Origin of the sequence: Peribacillus sp. Aquil_B1 (assembly GCF_022603275.1) — a bacterium.
Lineage (GTDB): Bacteria > Bacillota > Bacilli > Bacillales > DSM-1321 > Peribacillus.
Map to the genome: position 1 here is coordinate 1062411 of NZ_JAKXEE010000001.1, position 18798 is coordinate 1081208.

An 18798-nucleotide genomic window follows, 5' to 3' on the forward strand; every position below is an offset into this window, starting at 1 on the left:
GTCGATAAACTACGTATTTATGTGTTTTGTAAAGAAAAGAACATTTATTTTCATATGATGGAAGATCATGGAGACGGAGGCATTGTGTTGAAAAATCACTTAAAGGAATTGATTGCAGGAAGCCCCCAAAAAAGAATTTCCTATCATGACTATATGGAAGCTGTTTTATATGCGCCAAATATAGGCTACTATGTACGCACAAAAAAGAAGATCGGCTCCAGAGGGGATTTTTATACGTCTGGCAATGTTGGGGATGCATTTGGGAGATCTCTGGCCAGATGGTTCGTTTATTTAATAAAAAGCTGTGGAGTATCACCAAAAATCATCGAGGTCGGCGCGGGGGACGGTAAGCTCGCTTATGATATCCTCGTTTCCATGAAGGAAATGGAACCGCAGATATGGGACTCTTTGACTTATATCCTTGTGGATGAAAGTCCATTTCATAGAAGGCTTCAGCAAGAACGTTTAGGGATGTTCAAACAGGCCGTTTCTGCTGCCAGTTTAGAAAAATGGACGAAGGTAAATGGGATCCTCTTTTCAAATGAACTTTTCGACGCGTTGCCTGTACATGTGATTGAAAAGTATAAGGGAGCCCTCGTAGAGGTATTCGTTACTGAAAAGGAGGGCGATTTGGTAGAGGTAAGGGAACCTTTGGACAACCCTGCCATTCTTTCTTACCTTACAGAACGAACTATCACCCTGAATGAAAAACAACGATACGAAGTTCCGCTAAAAATGGTCCGTGAATATGAGAAGATCGTTTCCTGTATCGAATCGGGGATACTCCTTACGATTGATTATGGCTATACCGAAAGGGAATGGAAGGAGCCAGCTCATCTTCAAGGGAGCTTGAGGGGCTATTATGAGCACCAAATGATTAAAGATCCACTTATGTATCCTGGTGATATGGATCTGACGACACATATCCATTTTGATACATTAATCGAGATTGGGAAAAGAAAGGATCTTTCCAATCAGGGGTTTTTTCTTCAAAATGAATTCTTGCTTAAAGCAGGCATATTAGAGGAATTGAGGGACCATCAAGGAACTGATCCATTCTCGAAAACGGCGAAGCGGAATCGTGCAATTCGCGGGCTAATCGTTCCAGGGGGATTTAGTGAACATTTCAAAGTGTTGCTTCAATCGAAGAATTTAGCAGATGATGTAAGGGTCTTTCCTGAATGGTGACAAGTAAAAACCCATGAATCAAAATTCATGGGTTATGTAATATTGCTAGTTCTTAATGCGCAGTACCCGGAGTCATCATAAATACGCTCCAGTAGGAAAATCCTGCAAAGAAAACGGTAAGATAGGCGCCGAAAACATAAATATACATGCGCTCAGATAATTTCAAATAACTTAAAAGTACAAAAAAGATCGTTTGTGCAAAGAAAAGCAAAGACGTTTGATGCATATGGCCAAGATAAAAGAAAATTGCCATAATTCCTGTCCAAAATCCACATACTCTGAACATGCGTTCCATCCGAATCCCTCCTTATGTCTAGTCGTGTACATTCTAAATAATTATAAATGAAATTGTAAGGTAATGTAAAGGATGCCTTTTGTTTCTATGTGAGAACCGAAGCCTGGTATGAGCATGCTGCACAATTGGACATCATATTTTCTAATTCCACAATATTGACATTATCAAACAAGGCTTCGAACATACCTTCTAAAAATGAATTGTGCATGGAGCAGATTGTCCCTGGCTCCACTTCAGTAACTTCCTTGAACGGGCAATTGAAGATACGAAAATATATTTTATTTTCTTTTTCGCTTGCTTGTATTTCAGGAGATAACCCTGCGATGGTAGCCGCATTTTTAAGCATGCTGACTTTTTCCGCAAAACCAATTCGATCGATCGATTTCGAGTTCAGGGCTAGTTGCTGCTTGATCAGTTCCTCCCCGAAAGCTTTTCCCGTTTCATGAAGAGCCTTTTTTCCTTGTTCCCCTAATGTCATCATCGTCTGGATTGCAATCCTAGAAAGCAGCTGATAGTTCCTGTATGGAAAATGAAGCTGAATGACTTTATCAGATAATCGATAAAGCCGGCTCGGGCGACCGCCTTTACCGGTCTTTCGGGCATCCGAGGTCAACATGTCGATATCTTCAAGCTTTGACAAATGTAGACGGGCAACATTTGGATGAATGTTAAAAGAATCGGCAATTTGCTGTACCGATACATCGCCATGGTTGTTCACAATATGCTGATATATATAATATCTGGTGGGATCTGCTAACACGTTTGTTATTTTTAACGTTTGTTCCATTACACCCTCCTGTATTCCATAGTTTACCTATGTCCATTATAATGCAGGCAGAAAAAAATGGAATAATAGAAAGGGCTAACTCCTCTTAGTTTAAAAAAAGTTCACAAATTAACCTGTTTTATAGTGCAAAAAAATATACATAAATTGTACAAATGTTATACAATCATTATATATATTAAAATTGTATACAAAATGTGAACGGGGAGTGATTAGTATGGCACAGTTAACTTTCTTTTCGTACCCAAGTTGTACATCTTGCCGAAAAACAAAAAAATGGTTAAGGGCCAATCATGTTTCCTTCGAAGAACGACATTTATTCAGAGAAACTCCAACTGCAGCAGAGTTAAAAAGAATACTTGAATTGACAACGGAAGGACTTGATGAAGTCTTGGCAACAAGAAGTGAAGCTTACAAAGACTTACAAGTTAATATTGACGAAATGATGCTATCTGATGTCATCCAATTATTAACAAAAGAACCGAAGTTATTAAGAAGACCCATCCTCATAGACGGGGAAAAACTGGTGATAGGTCATAATGTAGACGCTTTAAGAAATTTGGTTTCCCAAAGGCTTGAATGGAAAGTGAGCATGTAACATGATTCTCGAATTTCTTTTCGGGAATTTTTTTTATTCTGGAGCAGGAATTTGTCGTGGATTGTCGAATCCTTACAACAAGAAATATAGGAGGTGATGAATGAATTGATATCGATTGAAAAGACCGCAGAAAAAATATTAACCCGTGCCATTCAGGAATCTGCATCGGATATCCACATCTTTTTTCGGAGGGAGGGACCACTCATCCAATTCAGGATAGACAATAAGCTTGTACCCCAGGAAACATTATCATTCTTTGAAGCTGAAAGGCTGATCGCTCATTTGAAGTTCCTTGCCTCGATGGATATAGGGGAGAAAAGGAGGCCCCAGAGCGGTGCCCTCACCATTAATTTGGCTAACCAGGTTGTCGGGCTCCGACTTTCCACTTTACCCACTGCCCATCTTGAAAGTTTGGTCATCCGCTTAATACCCCAACAGAATATCCTACCTCTCGAACAGTTATCCTTATTTCCAAACACCGTCCAAAAATTGATTGCACTCCTGAAGCATTCCCATGGCATGCTTATTTTTACCGGTCCGACTGGCAGTGGAAAAACCACGACATTATATTCCCTGCTTCACCATGCCCACGAAATGATCAATCGAAATATCATTACACTTGAAGATCCCATTGAAAATGTATCCGAAAAGGTACTGCAGGTCCAAATCAATGAAAAGGCGGGCATTACGTATTCTGTCGGTCTAAAAGCTGTCCTGAGGCATGACCCGGACGTGATCGTGGTTATAGACTAAAACATGCTGTTTTTTTAGGGTTTATAGCTATAAAATTTTAGGCTTGACCACATTTTGACCACATTAGGCTTTTCTTGCTCTTTTTGAGAAGACGTCAGCCACGTCTGATTGTAAATCTAAAGAAACATGAGAATACGTATCAAGAGTGATTTTTATTGACGAGTGACCTAATCGGTCGGAAACGATTTTGGGGTTCACACCTAACTCTAATAAAAGGGTAGCGTGTGTATGTCGAAGATCGTGAAACCTAATTTTAGGTGAACCAGACCTTTCAATGTAACGGCCAAAGATTCTATTTAAGCTTGATGGCCTAAAAATAACACCATCTTCATGACAAAAGATTAGTTGTTGGTCATTGTAAGAATCACCAAGTTTTAACTTCATCTCATTGTTTTTGATAACCTGTTCCTTTAAAATAGAAATTAGAAAATCATCAATAGCTACATTTCTGTGAGAAGAAGGTGTTTTCAGCTCCCCAAGTTGAACACCTTTTTTTGTTTCAGAAACACTCTTCGAAATCTTTATTCGCTTCTTCTCCCAATCAATGTCACCCTTTTTCAATGCTAACAGTTCACCTTTACGTAATCCTGTATATGCTGCAGTTACAAAAATCCTATAATAAAACGAATGATGGTTTTTCACTACTTTTAAAAAGTGTTCTAATTCATCGAAGCTCCAAGTCACGACTTTTCTTTTTTGTTCCTTGACCAAAGATAGATTATTAAAAGGGTTTTTGTTAATCAGTTCTAATTTGACAGCATGGTTTAATATGAGCTTTGTTATTGCGTAAATTTTATGAACCGTATTATCATTCAGAGATTCCAACAACTTCCCAGAAAAAACTTGAGCATGAATAGGTTTTAGCTCCTGAACCTTATAATGTCCTAAAAGCGGACCAATCCAGTTTCTTATTTTGTTTTCATACTGTTCGGCCGTAGTGTCTCTTAAACGATGGCGATAACTTTTTATCCACTCTTCTGCAAATTCCCCTAATAATACATTTTTTGGTGCAATCCATTCGCCCTTGTTAAACTCATAGACCAACTGATTAAGGGCGCCTTCGGCTTCTTTTTTTGTCTTAAACCCACTTTTTGTTTTTTGCTTTCTTGTGCCTGTTATTGGATCTTTTCCTACATCAACGGTATAACTCCACTTACTTCCCCTCTTGCGGACATAACCTTTCATCTTCAACATCTCCTTCTTGGTTTGTCCCGACAAGAAAGCAATTTTTAGTTTCAATAAATACACCGGCAGGAAGTTCTGATACATAGATGATATTCTTCAACAAACGCACCCCGCGATACTAAAATAAGAACATAAATAAGAACATATGTTTGTAATTCGATTCTACTTTAGTATACTATACACAACGATGGTTCGGGGTACTTTTTCCTAGTTGTTAGTTGCTCATTTTATGACAATAATCGACAAAGTGAAAATAGGGACAAAAAAACGGGTAAAGATAGCCCGAAATTAGTCCTTTTCGTAAGCCTTAACTATCTTCACCCATTGTTCTATCTGTTCTGGTGTAATACCTTGTTCTTCCATCTTTTTGCCCAGTATTATCCATTCTGCTCCGGCTTCCTTTAAATCGTCCGGTGGTTCTTGAATTTTGTTATTAATTAGTTGTTTTGGATCTACAGATAAAATTTCTGCAATCTTGCCGAGCGTTTCTAAACTTAATGGTGTTTTTTCATTTTCTAACTTAGAGATATAGGATTTAGTCACTCCTAATTTATCGCCTAAATCGTCTTGGCTTAAATTTCTTAATTTTCGGTATAGTTTTATTTTCTCTCCATACCCATTCACTAACATTCACCCCTTTAGGACAACGATAACTCCATCTTTTATTATGGCTAAAATTGAGCAATACATCAACTTTTATTTCCCACACAAAAGTTAATTAGAATTATTTACTATTTGCTTGTTGACTTATAATTCAACTTTCGTATATACTACAAATAAGGGTTGAGCTATAACGAAACTTTATGAGGGGGATGTTTCACTATTGGTCAACAACATCAAAGATTTTCGAACTAGAAGAGGATTAAGCCATAAAGAGTTTGCCGAAAAACTCAACATTTCCGTAAGTCATCTGAGAAAAATTGAAAAAGGTTTAGGTACTCCTAGCTTAAAACTAGCCGTTAGAATAGCCAAAGCACTTGATTGTTCATTAGACGATTTATTTTTTTAAGGTGTAGTTGAGTTATAGTTCAACCCAAAAAGGAGGAGAAAAAATGGAAAAAAAAGACTACCCAATGGTTTTAACAGCAGAGGATTTATCCCAAATCTTAGGGATTAGCAAGCGAGTAGCATATGAAATCATGGATGAAAACGGATTTCCTTTAATCCGTATCCGTCGTTCAAAGTATGTAAATCGAGAAGATTTCTTTAATTGGCTGGAAAAGAAGAAAGATGTGAGCTGATGCTGCAAGGATTCTGCACACAAAAAAAGGTGGGGGAGGAAAAACTAATGGATCAACAAACAAAAGCAAAATTAATGGAGCTGTTTTCAGAAGCCTTGGATAAGAAAGCTCATATCGATATCCACTTTTCTCATTATGAGACAGATGAATTTGTACCGGTGTTCAAAAATGATGTTGAGGAAAAAGTGAAAGACCTTGCTGAAACGTTAGCGGTAAGAGTGGAGGAAATCATTAAAGATAGTTTCCACATAAGAACGGATAATGTTCGCCTTTGCTTCAGTTATGTACCACCGGAAAATGAATACCTGGAAGAAGATATCTGGCAAGAGGAGGATGCGGTATGAGGGAAATCAAGTTCGATGCAATCTACAAGCCAACAGGAGACCATTTCACACCTGTAACAATTAATTTTAATAGCAAAATTGTCTCTGGGAGTTTTGGTGGAAGTATTAACGACTGGTGTCATTATTCTTTGGATGGAGACTACGGTGATGCAATTTTACGGCAATACACCGGATTAAAAGATAAAAAAGGGGTGGAGATTTATGAAGGGGATATAGTTCGTACTTGGGAAGAAGATGAACACGTGCCAAATCAAGATTCTGGCGGTGGAATCATTGACTTCGATAGAATTGATGGTTTTTCCCAACTAGGCATTGTGAGTTTTAAAGGAGCATGGTTCACGTATGAAACAAATAAACATTTGGCAGGTAGAAAAGAAGATATTTATGTTCCTTTAGATTTTACGAATGACTTGATTGTTGTTGGAAACATTTACGAAAATTCGGAGTTGTTGAACCATGGATGACCAAATCTTTTACTTCCTTTGCTACTGCCACGATCAAGGGTTCATTCCGGACTTCGATACTTTATCCGATAAGTTTCCTGAAACCGATTGGGATGTGTTGCAGCAAGAATTAAAAAGTTTTACCAACATTCATGAAATGGATGGAATCAAAATAGGAGGGGTTTTTATATGAAGCCATTAGAAAACGTTATTGAAGAAATTAATCAAAATGAAGAGTTAGATTTTCAACAGGTGTTTGCTGTAACTGATTTAGAAACAGCTACAGAAGCAAGCCGCAGGATTTCATATTTTGAGGAACGAAATCAAGAAATTGATTCCATCATTGAAAAGCAAATTGCGCCTTTCCTTGAAAAGATTGAAAAAATCAAAGCGTGGGGCGAAGAAGCTAAGAAAGAGCACATCAAAAAACATGCTCACTATTCAAACCTTCTTGAAATGTATTTGCGCGAAGAGGTCAAAAAGCAGATTGATGCAGGGAAGAAACCGAAGAAAACCATTTCCCTTCCATACGGAAAAATCTCATTAAAGAAACAGCAACCAGAATATCAAAAGGATGATGCAACTTTACTTGAATACGCCAAAGAAAATGGATTTGTCAAAGTGAAAGAATCGTTGGATTGGGAAACCATCAAGAAGCAAGCGCAGGTACATGAAGGAGTTTTAATAGATGAAAACGGAATGGTTGTTCCTGGGGTTAAGGTTGTCGAACGTGGTGAAAAGTTTGATTTGAAACTTAGTTGAGGTAGTTGAGACGGCCATCTCTTCTACCCCATAGGAAAACATATTCGCAAACATTATAACACGAAAGGATGATCAGTATGAAAACTTCTGAAAACATTGTGGAGATTGCCAAGGCTTTAGCTGGATTCCAATCTGAGGTTAAGCAACCTGAAAAGGATGGGAACAATCCTCATTTTAAATCCAAGTATGTGACGCTGGATGGGACCGTGAAGGCTATTAATGAATGCGCTCCTAAACATGGTCTATCTTACACGCAAATGCCTGTCAGTGACGCAACAGGGATTGGAGTCGTAACCATTATGTTTCACTCAAGTGGTCAGTTTTTCGAATTCGATCCATTCATTCTTCCTTTGGATAAAAAGACAGCTCAGGGAGTAGGTTCTGCCTTGACCTACGCAAAACGCTATTCACTTTCAGCTGCATTTGGGATTGTCAGTGACGTTGATGATGATGGTAACGAAGCAAGTGACAATGCGCCTCAAAAGCAAAGTTCTGGCAGTCAACAACCATTAGCATCCGAGAAGCAATTAAACCTCATTAACAAGCTATTGAAGGACGTTTCAACCGACAAAGGCATATCTGTTGACGCGGCTTATAAAACGCTTAAGGATCGCTTTAAAAAGGATATGGAGTGGTACACAATCGACGATGCCAGCCAAGCAATTACTTTACTTAATAAATCATTAAATAAGGGGGCTTAAGCCCTCTGAATGGGAGGTAAAACATTATGGGAGCATACGATACTCCATCCAAACCTTGTCCTTATTGCGGGTTTGAGGATTGTGAAGCTGATTGGGTAGACGTTGGTGTGGGAATGGTGCAATGCGGTCCATATCATTGTTATGGATGCGGAGCAAGTGAAATCGGGCCAGAGCTTTACGATTGGTATTACACCGATAGAGAAGGGAACACCTTGTATTTAACAGGGAAACGCAAGTATTACCCATGGGCTAAAAAGAAACACAAATATAGTGGTGATCCAGTTTTGAAGCCTGGACATCCATTTTCTGAAAAGGAATTAGAAACAGGTTATTACCAAGGGAAAATATCTCCTTATGCAAATACAGTAGGTGGGCAATTAGTAGACCATCAAACCGCCAAACAAGCATATAATATCGGTCTTTTAGACGAGAAGCAACTGAAAGGAGATTCCAAATGACAATGATCGATTGGTTGCTACTCTATTTCATAGTCATAGGCATTGGATTTATTAGTGCCTTGGTCATGAAAGATGAAAGTGGGTGCGATTAATGCCCAGACCGGAAACTTGTGAGTACGCAGTGTACAAAGGCGATGAATTCCTTTGCTTAGGGACAGCAAAAGAGTGTGCTGCTTACTTAGGAGTAAAAATTTCAACCATTAGATATCTGTTGTCCCCAGCCTATTCAAAGATAATCAAAAAGAGGCAAGATTCAAAGGATCCATTGATCGCATTTAAAGTGGATGATGAAGAGTAGACACAAACTGTGACATTAGGGGTTTAGGAATAATATTGACTTTTCATGACACTCATTTTACATCCTGGACATGTTACTTCTTCGTAATGCATGAATCTAATCTTCCTAAGATCTCGTCTTGTTAACATAGGAAATACATTGTATCTGGCTCCACATTCAAAAGTATTCTTGTCTTTAACTATGTGTCTATCTTCTGTACTAGTTGAATAAATAGTAGGGATTAACATATAAAAAACCTCTTTTTAATAGATTATAAGCCATCAAAAAATATATTAATAACTGAGCTTTGCGACTTATACTTTGCAATTCCACAATTTTATCATGGAAAAACATCTGAATAGGATTTTAATAAAAACTTAACATTTTTACTACAATGACTATCCAAACGACTGAGCTTTTGACACAAACTGTGAGGCAAACAAAAAAACTCCTAAACAGGAGTTCTTTTAGAAATAATATTTGTAACTACTTTAGCAGCTTTATCTATATCACTAAAAGTATCTACTTTATCGCTATCTGGATAGGTTAATTCAAATGTATTTAGAGAATTCATGGTTATACATTTTACTTGCAAAATGCGAATTCCATTAAAAGAAAAAGTTTGGGTAATATCTACTTCACTAAAATAACATAATTCTGAAAGTAAATTCTTTACATGTTCGACTGTCATACTTGTCTCCTTTCCATAAATGGGAAGTGACTAATAACAGTCTGGTAGGACCCAGATATATATTTTTCTCTCACTATAACATTCTGAAATTTGAATGTATATTATTTCTGTTTTACAAAAAGTTACATTTTTGGGAATCGTGCCGTACAGTCCGAAAAAAAAGTGTGGTAATAAAAGTTGAATATCAGATACAAACGCCTTACGATAATATGCCGGAAATTTTAAATCAACTTTGGGAAACTACGAAGTTTTGCAGGAGGAAAGTTTGGCGGCGGGGGATGATGGTAAGATAGCAGGTCCGCCGTGTCAAGGATTTCGAGGAATTGTAAGGTGTTAGCGTTCATTTTGATACACTGATGTATCGAGTTTTATAACTATAAATTACGTAAAAAGCAGTATTTAAGGCGAAAGTACAGCCGGACCAAATATCGATGTCGATTATAATTGAGGCAGGCAGTTGTAAGCTACCAGCGCAGAATTATATATTACGAAAGGGGACCGGAAATGAGTATCAATTGCTGTAGATACCTTATACAAGTTCAATAAACACAAAATACAATCATTCCTTTATGACTTACAAAAGAAATTAACTTAAATCATTAGATAATTTGTAATTCGAGTAATAAGCTATTCGAACAAACATGAAGGAGGACACAGATGTTTCAAAGGGAACTTGCCCAGCTCCTGCCCTCTGACCAGGAAGTATTGTTTTTCTGTATCGGTACGGATCGTTCAACCGGAGACAGCTTAGGACCTCTCGTAGGCACTCAATTATCATTGAAGGGATACAATGTACTGGGCACACTCAAAAGCCCGGTACACGCTTTGAATCTTGATGAGAATATCACCTTGGCAAGAAACATATATTCTAATCACTTCATTATAGCAGTGGATGCATGTCTGGGGGGAATTAAAAGTGTTGGTGAAGTACATGTCCATGGTGGTCCCTTGAAACCAGGAGCAGGCGTCGGGAAAGAATTATCTCCAATTGGAGATGTTTCAATTCAAGGTATTGTGAATGTCAGTGGTGGTATGGATTATCTCACATTACAAAGCACACGCCTTTCAGTAGTCATGGATCTGGCAGCAGAGATTGTCGAGGGGGTGGTCAAAGTGCTACCACAGGAACAAGAACTTTTCCTCGGCTTTCTATATAAGGAATTGAAAAATGATTATCGGCCGTCTTTATTGGCTGAGTAAACAAAAACTTCACCCAAAGGGAGAGAATGACATGATCAAAAACAAATGGATTATCGCTGCTGGAATGACGTTGGGTTTAATGCTTACAGGGTGTTCGGAAACAACGGTAACTGATTCGGATACGACGGAAGAAGTAACAGAGCCTACAAGCAACACCGAACTAGCTGATTACGGTACCGAAATGGAAGGTTATCTAAATGATTTCACTGTTACAATGACCGACTTCAGTAATTTAAACTCGGAAGCAGCAAACAATCCATCCATCATGCTTACGGATGATTGGATCATGGATATTTCCTTATCCCTGGTAACTATGGAAGAACACATAAATAATATCAGATCCGTGGATGCTCCTGCGGAAGTTCAGAAATCACATGATCATGTTTTGCAAGCAATGGATTCCTTTCAATATGTAGTGGATAACTATCCAAATGCTATCGACAATGTGGATGTAGAGTTATTAGGCACATGCGTAGATGCAATGACGGAAGGCGGGCAGCATTTAGATAAAGCTACAGCGGAGTTGAATAAAGTTACTGCTGATATGTAATGGGTTAGTGTCTTGATACATTCAAAACATGATAAGGGGGGCTTTGGATGGAAAAACAATTGCAAGAATTAAAGGATTATTTTGCATATAGAACAGGTAGAATTCCTGACAACGTCCGATGGATTATTGAAAAAACCGAAGAACAACAAAAGGAAAATGAACAATTAAGGGCAGAGAACGAAAAATGGAAAAGAGCCTATCACAAGTTAGATCCTGTTGGATTCATTTTGAACGAACCATTAAAGGAGGAAAACAAATGAAAAACACAACATTTATTGTAGGTTTAATCGGTTCCGTCTTGGGATTACTCGGATCACTTATCTGGTTATTCTTAGGAACGAATTTCTGGGGTGGGGTCTTCATGGGAGCATCAGGTGATTATTATATTACGGATGGTCAATACGGACTTGGTTTTATCGTGACCTTGTTCCAATCACTAATAACGGCAGCTGGTTTTGGTATCGCTTTATTTAAAAGCCTCCCGAAAAATATAGAGGTTAATCAAAGGAAAAACGGATTGTGGCTATTGTGGTTAGGCATTGGAATTTTCGTTATCAATATATCACTCTTCATTCCTTGTATTCTATTGGTGATTGCTGGTGTGGTGGCTATGGGAACAAAAAATCAGGAAACTATTCAAGGTGGAAAACAATAAGAAGTCGCAAAAAAAATGAAGAGGGAGTTTTATTCTCCCTCTTCTTCCAAATATAAGAGTTCGCCAACTTCACACTCAAAAAAGTTACATAACTTCACGACCGTATCAAAATCCAATCGTTTGGATTTATCTTTATCGAATCGGTCCAGAACTTGTCGGCTAACTCCAGCCTTTTCTTCTAGTTCAACCATAGTACGAACGCCTTTTTTAGCCATTAGGATTCGGAGGTTGTTTTTTAAAACTTTAGACACTGGACAACCCTTCTTTCAATTAGTATATGCAGTCAATTATAAAATATGAAAAGTTTTTTATCAAATTCAAAAATATTATTATCATATCATTTACATTAATTATTATATCCATTACAATTAGAAATAGATAGAGGTACTTGTTACCAAGTCAGGAGGTGGATGAAATGAATGTGAATTTGAAATTGCTTTTAGTGAAAAATGGCTACAAGTCTATCATGGATTTTGCAAATCAACATGATCTTAGCTACATGGCAGTTCTTAAACTAGCTAACAATCAAACAAAGACATTTGACAAAGAGTTATTGGTTACATTGTGCGATAAGTTAAATTGCGGAATTGGAGATTTACTACATTTAAAGGAGGATGTTTAATGAATCAATTAGTTTACATCGAGAATGGACAGGTTGTAACGAGTAGTTTAACAATCGCGGAAGTGTTCGGTAAAGAACATAAAAATGTAATGGCAGATATCGTTAATCAAATCGGGAAATTGGTTGTAGCTGGTGAAGAGGAATTTTCACGGCTGAACTTTCAGCGGTCAACTTATAAAAACGAACGAGGCAGAGAATATGACTGCTGTTTGTTATCCGAAGATGCGTTCACATTAATTGCAATGTCTTATGTAACGCCAGAAGCAATGAAGTTCAAAGTTAAATTTATTAAGGAATTCAAAAGAATAAAAGAGGAGATTACTAAACCCAGAGTTTTATCGGATCGGGAACAATTAATTGCTTCCATGAAATTATCACTGGAAACAGCAGAAGAAATTGAAGTAATCAAAAACGATGTGGAATTGATTAAACACCAGGTGAGCGAGGAAATCACATTAAATCACGGTCAGCAGCAAACATTACACCATGAAATTAAAAAACGTGTTGAATCAATCAAGGATGATTACGACTTAACCAAAAGAGAAATATATTCTCAGATTCATAGTCATTTAAGGCGGGCGTTCTCAGCTCCTAAATACATCTTTGTAAAACGTAAAGATTATGAAGAAGCTGTATCGTGGGTGAAATCATGGAGACCACTTATATAAAAGAAACCCGATGCTACCAACATCGGATCCAAAAGAAAACTTTGTACTACTATTATATCAAATTTGAACAAGCTTATGCATAAGGAGCTAAAAAAATATGGCTAAATACAGACACATTCATGTTGAGTTTTGGCAAGATCCAAAAGTGTTAGAAGAAATGACTCCTGAGGATAAATACTTTTATTTATACCTACTAACCAATCCTAACACTACTCAAATTGGTGTTTATCAGATAACAAAAAAACAAATGGCTTTTGATTTGGGATATTCAACAGAATCAATCTGCAGCTTATTGGAACGGTTTATCAATTTGCACAAACTTGTTAAGTACAACGACAAGACTAGGGAATTAGCTATCATCCATTGGGGGAAATACAACCTCAATAAAGCAGGAAAGCCTGTCCTTGATTGTGTGAAGAAAGAATTGTCAGAAGTTAAAGATAAGACTTTACTCTGGGAGATTATGAATCATATCCCTAACGAATCCATTTCTAATGAGTTTTCACGATGCGTGTACGAAACGTGTGACGATACGTCGACGATACGTGGACAAAAAGAAAAAGAAAAAGAAAAAGAAAAAGAAAAAGAAAATAATAATCCGGACGCGGTTGTCTTCTATCAAGAAAATTTCGGAGTTATCTCTCCTTTCCTTGTAGAAACCATAGGAGCGTGGGAAGAAGACTTATCACCAGAAGTTGTTATTGAAGCTATGAAAAGAGCTTTAGCACAAAACAAACGGACTTGGAACTATATAGAAGCAATCCTTAAAAACTGGAACAGTCTTAACTTAAGAACGATTAATGATGTTCTATCACACGAATTAAATCGCAAAGGGGGCGGACAAGCTGGAAAAGATGAAACTTCCATATTCGGTGGGGTTGAACTTCCTTTCTAAAACATGTGACAAACATGAAATAGTTGCTTTGGGAAAAAAAGTGATCAAACCAGTACAGATGATGTTAATTGACGACTTAGAAGTTTGCCCACGGTGCGAAAAAGAGAAACAGGACGAGTTACTAAGGGAAGAACAGCAACACTTCTATGACAACGCTCAACGCCTTATTAAACACAACACGTTAATTAGAGAAAGTTTGATTAGCGATAAAACAATCCTTGATGCCAGATTCGAAACTTATGAAGTAAATCAGGACGAGCAAAGGACAAATAAACAGAAGGTTATGACTTTAGCTGAACAATATCGAGATGGACATACATTTAACATCTTTATTCAAGGGACTACAGGCGCAGGTAAAAGCCATTTAGCCTACAGCTTATTGAAAAATATTCATGATTCTTCGGACCAAGTATCCTGCTTATACATCGACATTGACGAAATGATTCGGAAAATCAAGGATTCATTCAACAACAAAGAAAGTAAATTTACAGAATCATATTTTGTTAATCTGCTATCGGAAGTTGATTTCCTAGTATTGGATGACTTAGGAGCAGAGGTTGGCAGCATTGACACAACCAAACAAGCCACTGACTTTATACAAAGGGTACTGAGAGCAGTTTTGAATGCCAGACAAGATAAAAGTACCATCACAACTTCAAACCTCTCCAGTGTTCAATTAAAGAGTATATACGATAAGAAGATTATATCGAGATTATTCAAGAATCCTCGATACGTGGTTTTCGCAAAGACAGAGGATCAGCGAGTTAAGAATGTACCTTTCTAACTAAAAGGAGGATCCATATGGATACATTCAAAGTTGGAGATTGGGTGGAATTAGATGCTAATCATTATCATGCCTCTCGACTTAGAAAAGGAATGGTTGGTTACTTGGACGGTGTTATGCAGTACAAAGTGGGTTTCATACCAACCTTTCATCCAGATGGAAAACCAGTTGAAAACAATGTGATATGGGTTAATAAATACGATGTGAAATTGCTGCCGGTTAAATTGACAGGTGAAGATATCTACGAACTTATAAATCTAGCGTTATCAACTAAAGATGAATCGGCTTTTAATGAGTTGGTTAATCGGTGGGAATATATGACGTATTTGATCGAAGGTAAGCCGAAGAAAAAAATGAAGTAATGGAGGAATAAAAATGGATTTGAATAAAATGGTGATTGAAAGTTTAGCGAAAATGGAAGCAGAAGGAACAGTTACTACAATAGTTGAAAAGCAAGTGGCATCAACAGTTAAGTCAATCGTAGAAGGTGTTTTTGGAACTTGGAGTGATTTTAGTAAAAACCTTAAAACTGAAGTTGAAAAACAAATAAATATCAACTTTGAACAGCTTGATATAGCAGCCTACAATACTATGGTCCTTAATGTAATCAAAGAGAAAATGGATGAAGCAACACACTTGCAAGGCGTTGAAAAATTAAAAGAATCGTTAAATGACATGCTTTCAGATGTTCAAAGTGAATATAAGCTTTCTGAATTAATTAGTCAAATGAAGGAAAAAGCTGTGGAATATGACGATGATCTTTACGGAACAGGAATTTCTTTCCATGACGATGAAGACGTCAGGGTGTTGAGGTTCATTTCCTTTGATCCAGAAGAAGGAAAGTCGAAATATGAATGCAAATATCGGATTTCAATAGATAAAGAAGGGAAGCTCAATACGGTAAAAATTAACGATAAGGAATTCAAAAACAACGTCATCATGGGTGGATTGCACGGTATAGAAGAAACTCTCTTCAAAATATACACACATGGTTCGAAGTTGATTGTAGATGAAGAAGAAATTGAAGTTGAATATGGTTATGAACACGATGACTATTGATTCTTGCGCTAAATGTAAAAGCCATAAACACATACACACAGAGGTAATTGGAGGGGTTTGGCAAGTAACCCCTTGCTCATGCCTCCTTGATTGGGAAACGACGAGAAAACCGCAACTTGAAAGAATTTGGAAGGAGGCGTTGGAACGTGGATCAACCAAATCAAAACATTAACTATGAGGACATTCCTAATGATGTCATAAACAGACCTTCACATTATAATAACGGCGGTTTAGATGTAATAGCACTTTTAGCTATGAAGTATCCGACTAGTGTCTCTCAGGGGTTTTTCATCGGCAATGTCTTGAAATACGTAATAAGGTATCAGAACAAAAATGGTGTGGAGGATTTAAAGAAGGCTGCGAATTATTTAAATAAATTAATCGAGCTGGAGGAAGCTCATGAAGTCAATAGTCCGGATAAATAACCTTATTGATCAGCATGGGGATTACATTAAATGCAAAGACAAAAGGTGTCCAATATGTGCGGAGATTAAAAAATTAAGTGATCCTTTGAAAAATGATAGCGTTGGAAAAAAGATTCGTCAGGTGCTCAGTAAAGATGAAGATATGACCACTGGTGATGTCCGGTATCTAATCGAGTCAGGTGCTAGGAAGATGGATATCAGAAAAGCATTAGGGATGAAGGAAGTTCCGTTTATAAAATTTTTAGATGACATCGGACTAAAAAAAGGGAAACGGGAGGTTAATAAGGATATGAAAATAAGTAAAGGCGAATACGAAGCTTTTAAATACAAGGGTAAAACTGATGGCCAAATCGCGAAAGAAATCGGGGTAACAGGAGCAACAATCAATTATTACAAAAAGAAATGGTACCCAAAGCAGGATCCACAAACAAAACCTAAAAGTCAAACAAAAGAGTATCAGGAAGTAAAGGAAAAAGTGGCAGCTGTTGTAGCGGTTGATGAGAATGCGGAAAAACTTTTGCGGTTACGTATTACAGAATTAGAACAACAAGCAAAGGAATATCCAGAGTTGATCAATAAGGTAGAAAAACTTGAAGAAGCAAACATACACCTGGGCAATGAAAATAGCAGACTATTACTCTTGAAAGATCAAAAATCTGAAGTAATCAAACAGTTAAAAGATGCTGCGGGAGATTTGGAAGATGAAATCGGCGATCTGAAAGATGAAGTGGAACTTTTGAAAAAAGATTCGAATGAATGGAAACAGAAAGCCCAGTATTATGCCAGTGAGAACGAGATAATGGTCAACCAATACAAAGACACCCGGAATGCTTTGGAAAGTCAGGTGAAGGAGATAGGGCTTTATAGAGCATTGTTGAAAGAGGTGTTGTAGGGATGGAATTTCGCCCGGTGCCTAAGCCAGTATCTAAACCGAAGGAAAAGCCGAGATATAAGGAACGGCGGCCTAAGAAAAAGCCAAAAAAGAAAAATACAAATGTTCTCATGTTTCATAACCGACGGATCCCACACTGGAAGCAAAGAGGGGCAGTACCAAAGAAAGAAGCGATTAAGGCATTACATTTCTATGGTGAACATTGTGCGGTTTGTATGAGTCCTGAATACCAGTTGCACCACGTTACCCATAAAGGCTATGGGATCGGTGGCCGAGGTGTTTGGCGCAACCTGGTTCCTTTATGCGGATACCATCACACTGGAGATGGAGGACCTCATAAAAATATTGAAACAGTAGACAAAGCGTGGAAAGAAGCTCACGAAAAGATATTTGGATCTCATTACTTTAAAGATGCTTACGACCTATGGATGGAAGGCTTAATTTCGAGCCCTACGGAAGATTTACTTGAAGCTTTCATGGAGGGGGAAGGGAATGAGAAGATACGTAACTGAAACTCAATACAGAAGACAGGGCGCATCTTTACAAGTGGTAACGGTTTATCCAACTGCTATAAACAGAAAGCAGGTCATAAAAGAATTGGGGCTGCGGTCCACTATAAAAGGCATGGTGATTCAAGAAGGTGATACATGGCGGTATGAAGGAACAAAATGACTGGGTTTTATTCTCTTCAAACAAAAAGAGCGTATAAAATCCCATAATAATTATACGTCAACAAAAGGGGCGAACGTCAACCCCGAACAGGAGGAAAAACACATGATGAATCGCGTTGTAATAGTAGGAAGACTTACAAAAGATCCAGAGTTGCGCTACACGCCCAACGGAGTGCCGGTGGCAACATTTACATTAGCAGTAAACCGCAACTTTGCCAATCAGCAAGGTGAACGTGAAGCAGATTTTATAAATTGTGTGGTTTGGAGAAAACCGGCAGAGAATGCAGCGAACTTCCTAAAAAAAGGCTCACTTGCAGGAGTGGATGGAAAGGTCCAAACACGCAATTATGAAGGACAAGACGGTAAACGTGTATATGTGACGGAAATCCTAGCTGAAGCGGTACAGTTTTTAGAGCCTAAAAGCCAGAATACAGGTGGGAATAACCAAGGCAATACAAATACAGGTGGCAACAGTTATGGAAGCAACAGCGGGAAACAGCAGCAAAATAATAACTATACAAGGGTTGAAGATGATCCTTTTTCAAACGACGGACGAACAGTGGATATCAGTGACGACGATCTCCCCTTTTGAACAGGAACGTACTAAAGAATTTATAAACCAAGCACACCCAATTAACTAAACCTACCTAAGAACGA

34 protein-coding genes are annotated in these 18798 nt (G+C 37.8%); 27 read left to right on the plus strand and 7 right to left on the minus strand.

The features are described 5' to 3' along the window. Window positions 1-87: 87 nt before the first annotated feature. A complete protein-coding gene (locus MPH60_RS05275) occupies window positions 88-1188 on the plus strand; it encodes a class I SAM-dependent methyltransferase (protein WP_241589797.1) in 1101 nt (366 codons plus the stop codon). Window positions 1189-1240: 52 nt separating this feature from the next. Here MPH60_RS05275 and MPH60_RS05280 read toward each other — a convergent pair whose 3' ends face one another. Both MPH60_RS05280 and MPH60_RS05285 read right to left on the minus strand, forming a co-directional pair. Beyond that, window positions 1241-1483, minus strand: a complete 243-nt coding sequence (locus MPH60_RS05280) for a DUF2626 domain-containing protein (protein WP_076365317.1) — start codon at window positions 1481-1483, stop codon at window positions 1241-1243. A gap of 85 nt (window positions 1484-1568) precedes the next feature. After that, on the minus strand, window positions 1569-2270 hold the full coding sequence (locus tag MPH60_RS05285) for a helix-turn-helix transcriptional regulator (RefSeq protein ID WP_241589796.1): 702 nt from the start codon (window positions 2268-2270) through the stop codon (window positions 1569-1571). 214 nt (window positions 2271-2484) lie between these two features. Between MPH60_RS05285 and MPH60_RS05290 the strand changes: the two genes are divergently transcribed. Together MPH60_RS05290 and MPH60_RS05295 are read left to right on the plus strand one after the other, a co-directional pair. Then, window positions 2485-2865 carry a Spx/MgsR family RNA polymerase-binding regulatory protein gene (locus tag MPH60_RS05290; RefSeq protein ID WP_241589795.1) on the plus strand — a complete coding sequence of 127 codons (381 nt, stop codon included), beginning with the start codon at window positions 2485-2487 and terminating at the stop codon, window positions 2863-2865. Between the two features lie 96 nt (window positions 2866-2961). Further along, complete coding sequence (locus tag MPH60_RS05295) at window positions 2962-3618, plus strand: ATPase, T2SS/T4P/T4SS family (protein ID WP_336275383.1); 657 nt, start codon at window positions 2962-2964, stop codon at window positions 3616-3618. Window positions 3619-3681: 63 nt separating this feature from the next. On the opposite strand, the gene MPH60_RS05300 is transcribed toward MPH60_RS05295, so the two are convergent. The 3 genes from MPH60_RS05300 to MPH60_RS05305 all read right to left on the minus strand — a co-directional run bounded on the left by MPH60_RS05300 (window position 3682) and on the right by MPH60_RS05305 (window position 5427). Beyond that, on the minus strand, window positions 3682-4803 hold the full coding sequence (locus MPH60_RS05300; protein WP_241589794.1) for a site-specific integrase: 1122 nt from the start codon (window positions 4801-4803) through the stop codon (window positions 3682-3684). Then, window positions 4772-4903 carry a hypothetical protein gene (locus MPH60_RS27680; RefSeq protein WP_272492801.1) on the minus strand — a complete coding sequence of 44 codons (132 nt, stop codon included), beginning with the start codon at window positions 4901-4903 and terminating at the stop codon, window positions 4772-4774. Before MPH60_RS27680 ends, MPH60_RS05300 begins: the two co-directional genes overlap by 32 nt. Before the next feature lie 188 nt (window positions 4904-5091). After that, a complete protein-coding gene (locus tag MPH60_RS05305) occupies window positions 5092-5427 on the minus strand; it encodes a helix-turn-helix domain-containing protein (protein ID WP_241589793.1) in 336 nt (111 codons plus the stop codon). A 199-nt stretch (window positions 5428-5626) separates the two neighbouring features. On the opposite strand from MPH60_RS05305, the gene MPH60_RS05310 reads away from it, so the two are divergent. The 9 genes from MPH60_RS05310 to MPH60_RS05350 all read left to right on the plus strand — a co-directional run bounded on the left by MPH60_RS05310 (window position 5627) and on the right by MPH60_RS05350 (window position 9050). Beyond that, a complete protein-coding gene (locus MPH60_RS05310; protein ID WP_241589792.1) occupies window positions 5627-5812 on the plus strand; it encodes a helix-turn-helix transcriptional regulator in 186 nt (61 codons plus the stop codon). Between the two features lie 43 nt (window positions 5813-5855). Next, a complete protein-coding gene (locus MPH60_RS05315) occupies window positions 5856-6044 on the plus strand; it encodes a helix-turn-helix domain-containing protein (protein ID WP_241589791.1) in 189 nt (62 codons plus the stop codon). 47 nt (window positions 6045-6091) lie between these two features. Beyond that, entirely contained in the window at window positions 6092-6388 is a 297-nt protein-coding gene (locus MPH60_RS05320; protein WP_241589790.1) for a hypothetical protein, read from the plus strand. Next, on the plus strand, window positions 6385-6852 hold the full coding sequence (locus MPH60_RS05325) for a YopX family protein (RefSeq protein WP_241589789.1): 468 nt from the start codon (window positions 6385-6387) through the stop codon (window positions 6850-6852). Before MPH60_RS05320 ends, MPH60_RS05325 begins: the two co-directional genes overlap by 4 nt. Then, window positions 6845-7024 carry a hypothetical protein gene (locus MPH60_RS05330; RefSeq protein WP_241589788.1) on the plus strand — a complete coding sequence of 60 codons (180 nt, stop codon included), beginning with the start codon at window positions 6845-6847 and terminating at the stop codon, window positions 7022-7024. The genes MPH60_RS05325 and MPH60_RS05330 overlap by 8 nt, the downstream gene beginning before the upstream one ends. Further along, entirely contained in the window at window positions 7021-7593 is a 573-nt protein-coding gene (locus MPH60_RS05335; protein WP_241589787.1) for a host-nuclease inhibitor Gam family protein, read from the plus strand. Before MPH60_RS05330 ends, MPH60_RS05335 begins: the two co-directional genes overlap by 4 nt. A gap of 77 nt (window positions 7594-7670) precedes the next feature. After that, window positions 7671-8294 (plus strand): ERF family protein, encoded by a 624-nt coding sequence (locus MPH60_RS05340; protein WP_241589786.1) that lies wholly within the window; start codon window positions 7671-7673, stop codon window positions 8292-8294. A 26-nt stretch (window positions 8295-8320) separates the two neighbouring features. Then, complete coding sequence (locus tag MPH60_RS05345; protein ID WP_241589785.1) at window positions 8321-8752, plus strand: hypothetical protein; 432 nt, start codon at window positions 8321-8323, stop codon at window positions 8750-8752. A gap of 91 nt (window positions 8753-8843) precedes the next feature. Next, a complete protein-coding gene (locus tag MPH60_RS05350; RefSeq protein ID WP_241589784.1) occupies window positions 8844-9050 on the plus strand; it encodes a hypothetical protein in 207 nt (68 codons plus the stop codon). A 430-nt stretch (window positions 9051-9480) separates the two neighbouring features. Here MPH60_RS05350 and MPH60_RS05355 read toward each other — a convergent pair whose 3' ends face one another. Then, on the minus strand, window positions 9481-9720 hold the full coding sequence (locus tag MPH60_RS05355; protein WP_241589783.1) for a hypothetical protein: 240 nt from the start codon (window positions 9718-9720) through the stop codon (window positions 9481-9483). Window positions 9721-10377: 657 nt separating this feature from the next. Between MPH60_RS05355 and yyaC the strand changes: the two genes are divergently transcribed. From yyaC to MPH60_RS05375, 4 genes are read left to right on the plus strand one after another with little or no spacing between them, the layout of a single operon-like run. Continuing rightward, complete coding sequence (gene yyaC / locus MPH60_RS05360; RefSeq protein ID WP_241589782.1) at window positions 10378-10920, plus strand: spore protease YyaC; 543 nt, start codon at window positions 10378-10380, stop codon at window positions 10918-10920. Window positions 10921-10951: 31 nt separating this feature from the next. After that, entirely contained in the window at window positions 10952-11470 is a 519-nt protein-coding gene (locus MPH60_RS05365; protein WP_241589781.1) for a hypothetical protein, read from the plus strand. A 47-nt stretch (window positions 11471-11517) separates the two neighbouring features. Continuing rightward, on the plus strand, window positions 11518-11730 hold the full coding sequence (locus MPH60_RS05370; protein WP_241589780.1) for a hypothetical protein: 213 nt from the start codon (window positions 11518-11520) through the stop codon (window positions 11728-11730). After that, complete coding sequence (locus MPH60_RS05375) at window positions 11727-12125, plus strand: hypothetical protein (RefSeq protein WP_241589779.1); 399 nt, start codon at window positions 11727-11729, stop codon at window positions 12123-12125. Before MPH60_RS05370 ends, MPH60_RS05375 begins: the two co-directional genes overlap by 4 nt. A 29-nt stretch (window positions 12126-12154) precedes the next feature. On the opposite strand, the gene MPH60_RS05380 is transcribed toward MPH60_RS05375, so the two are convergent. Further along, on the minus strand, window positions 12155-12376 hold the full coding sequence (locus tag MPH60_RS05380) for a helix-turn-helix domain-containing protein (RefSeq protein ID WP_241589778.1): 222 nt from the start codon (window positions 12374-12376) through the stop codon (window positions 12155-12157). A gap of 164 nt (window positions 12377-12540) precedes the next feature. Here MPH60_RS05380 and MPH60_RS05385 point away from each other — a divergent pair, with 164 nt between their 5' ends. The 11 genes from MPH60_RS05385 (at window position 12541) to ssb (ending at window position 18733) form a co-directional block, all read left to right on the plus strand. Further along, the gene (locus MPH60_RS05385; RefSeq protein WP_241589777.1) at window positions 12541-12747 is read left to right on the plus strand and encodes a helix-turn-helix domain-containing protein; all 207 of its coding nucleotides are present in this window, start codon (window positions 12541-12543) and stop codon (window positions 12745-12747) included. Further along, window positions 12747-13415, plus strand: a complete 669-nt coding sequence (locus MPH60_RS05390) for a Rha family transcriptional regulator (RefSeq protein ID WP_241589776.1) — start codon at window positions 12747-12749, stop codon at window positions 13413-13415. The genes MPH60_RS05385 and MPH60_RS05390 overlap by 1 nt, the downstream gene beginning before the upstream one ends. A 97-nt stretch (window positions 13416-13512) precedes the next feature. Beyond that, window positions 13513-14310, plus strand: a complete 798-nt coding sequence (locus MPH60_RS05395) for a DnaD domain-containing protein (RefSeq protein ID WP_241589775.1) — start codon at window positions 13513-13515, stop codon at window positions 14308-14310. Continuing rightward, window positions 14270-15094 (plus strand): DnaA ATPase domain-containing protein, encoded by an 825-nt coding sequence (locus MPH60_RS05400; RefSeq protein WP_241589774.1) that lies wholly within the window; start codon window positions 14270-14272, stop codon window positions 15092-15094. The genes MPH60_RS05395 and MPH60_RS05400 overlap by 41 nt, the downstream gene beginning before the upstream one ends. 17 nt (window positions 15095-15111) lie before the next feature. Then, window positions 15112-15456, plus strand: coding sequence for a hypothetical protein (locus tag MPH60_RS05405; protein WP_241589773.1), 345 nt, complete (start codon window positions 15112-15114; stop codon window positions 15454-15456). A gap of 13 nt (window positions 15457-15469) precedes the next feature. Beyond that, complete coding sequence (locus MPH60_RS05410) at window positions 15470-16153, plus strand: hypothetical protein (protein WP_241589772.1); 684 nt, start codon at window positions 15470-15472, stop codon at window positions 16151-16153. A gap of 146 nt (window positions 16154-16299) precedes the next feature. Continuing rightward, window positions 16300-16578: a DUF3310 domain-containing protein gene (locus MPH60_RS27685; RefSeq protein WP_241589771.1), complete on the plus strand. Its 279-nt coding sequence runs from the start codon at window positions 16300-16302 to the stop codon at window positions 16576-16578. Then, entirely contained in the window at window positions 16553-17470 is a 918-nt protein-coding gene (locus MPH60_RS05420; protein WP_241589770.1) for a hypothetical protein, read from the plus strand. The genes MPH60_RS27685 and MPH60_RS05420 overlap by 26 nt, the downstream gene beginning before the upstream one ends. A gap of 2 nt (window positions 17471-17472) precedes the next feature. After that, complete coding sequence (locus MPH60_RS05425; RefSeq protein WP_241589769.1) at window positions 17473-17982, plus strand: hypothetical protein; 510 nt, start codon at window positions 17473-17475, stop codon at window positions 17980-17982. Further along, on the plus strand, window positions 17963-18142 hold the full coding sequence (locus MPH60_RS05430; protein WP_241589768.1) for a hypothetical protein: 180 nt from the start codon (window positions 17963-17965) through the stop codon (window positions 18140-18142). The genes MPH60_RS05425 and MPH60_RS05430 overlap by 20 nt, the downstream gene beginning before the upstream one ends. 102 nt (window positions 18143-18244) lie before the next feature. Further along, window positions 18245-18733, plus strand: coding sequence for a single-stranded DNA-binding protein (gene ssb / locus MPH60_RS05435; protein ID WP_241589767.1), 489 nt, complete (start codon window positions 18245-18247; stop codon window positions 18731-18733). Window positions 18734-18798: the final 65 nt, after the last annotated feature.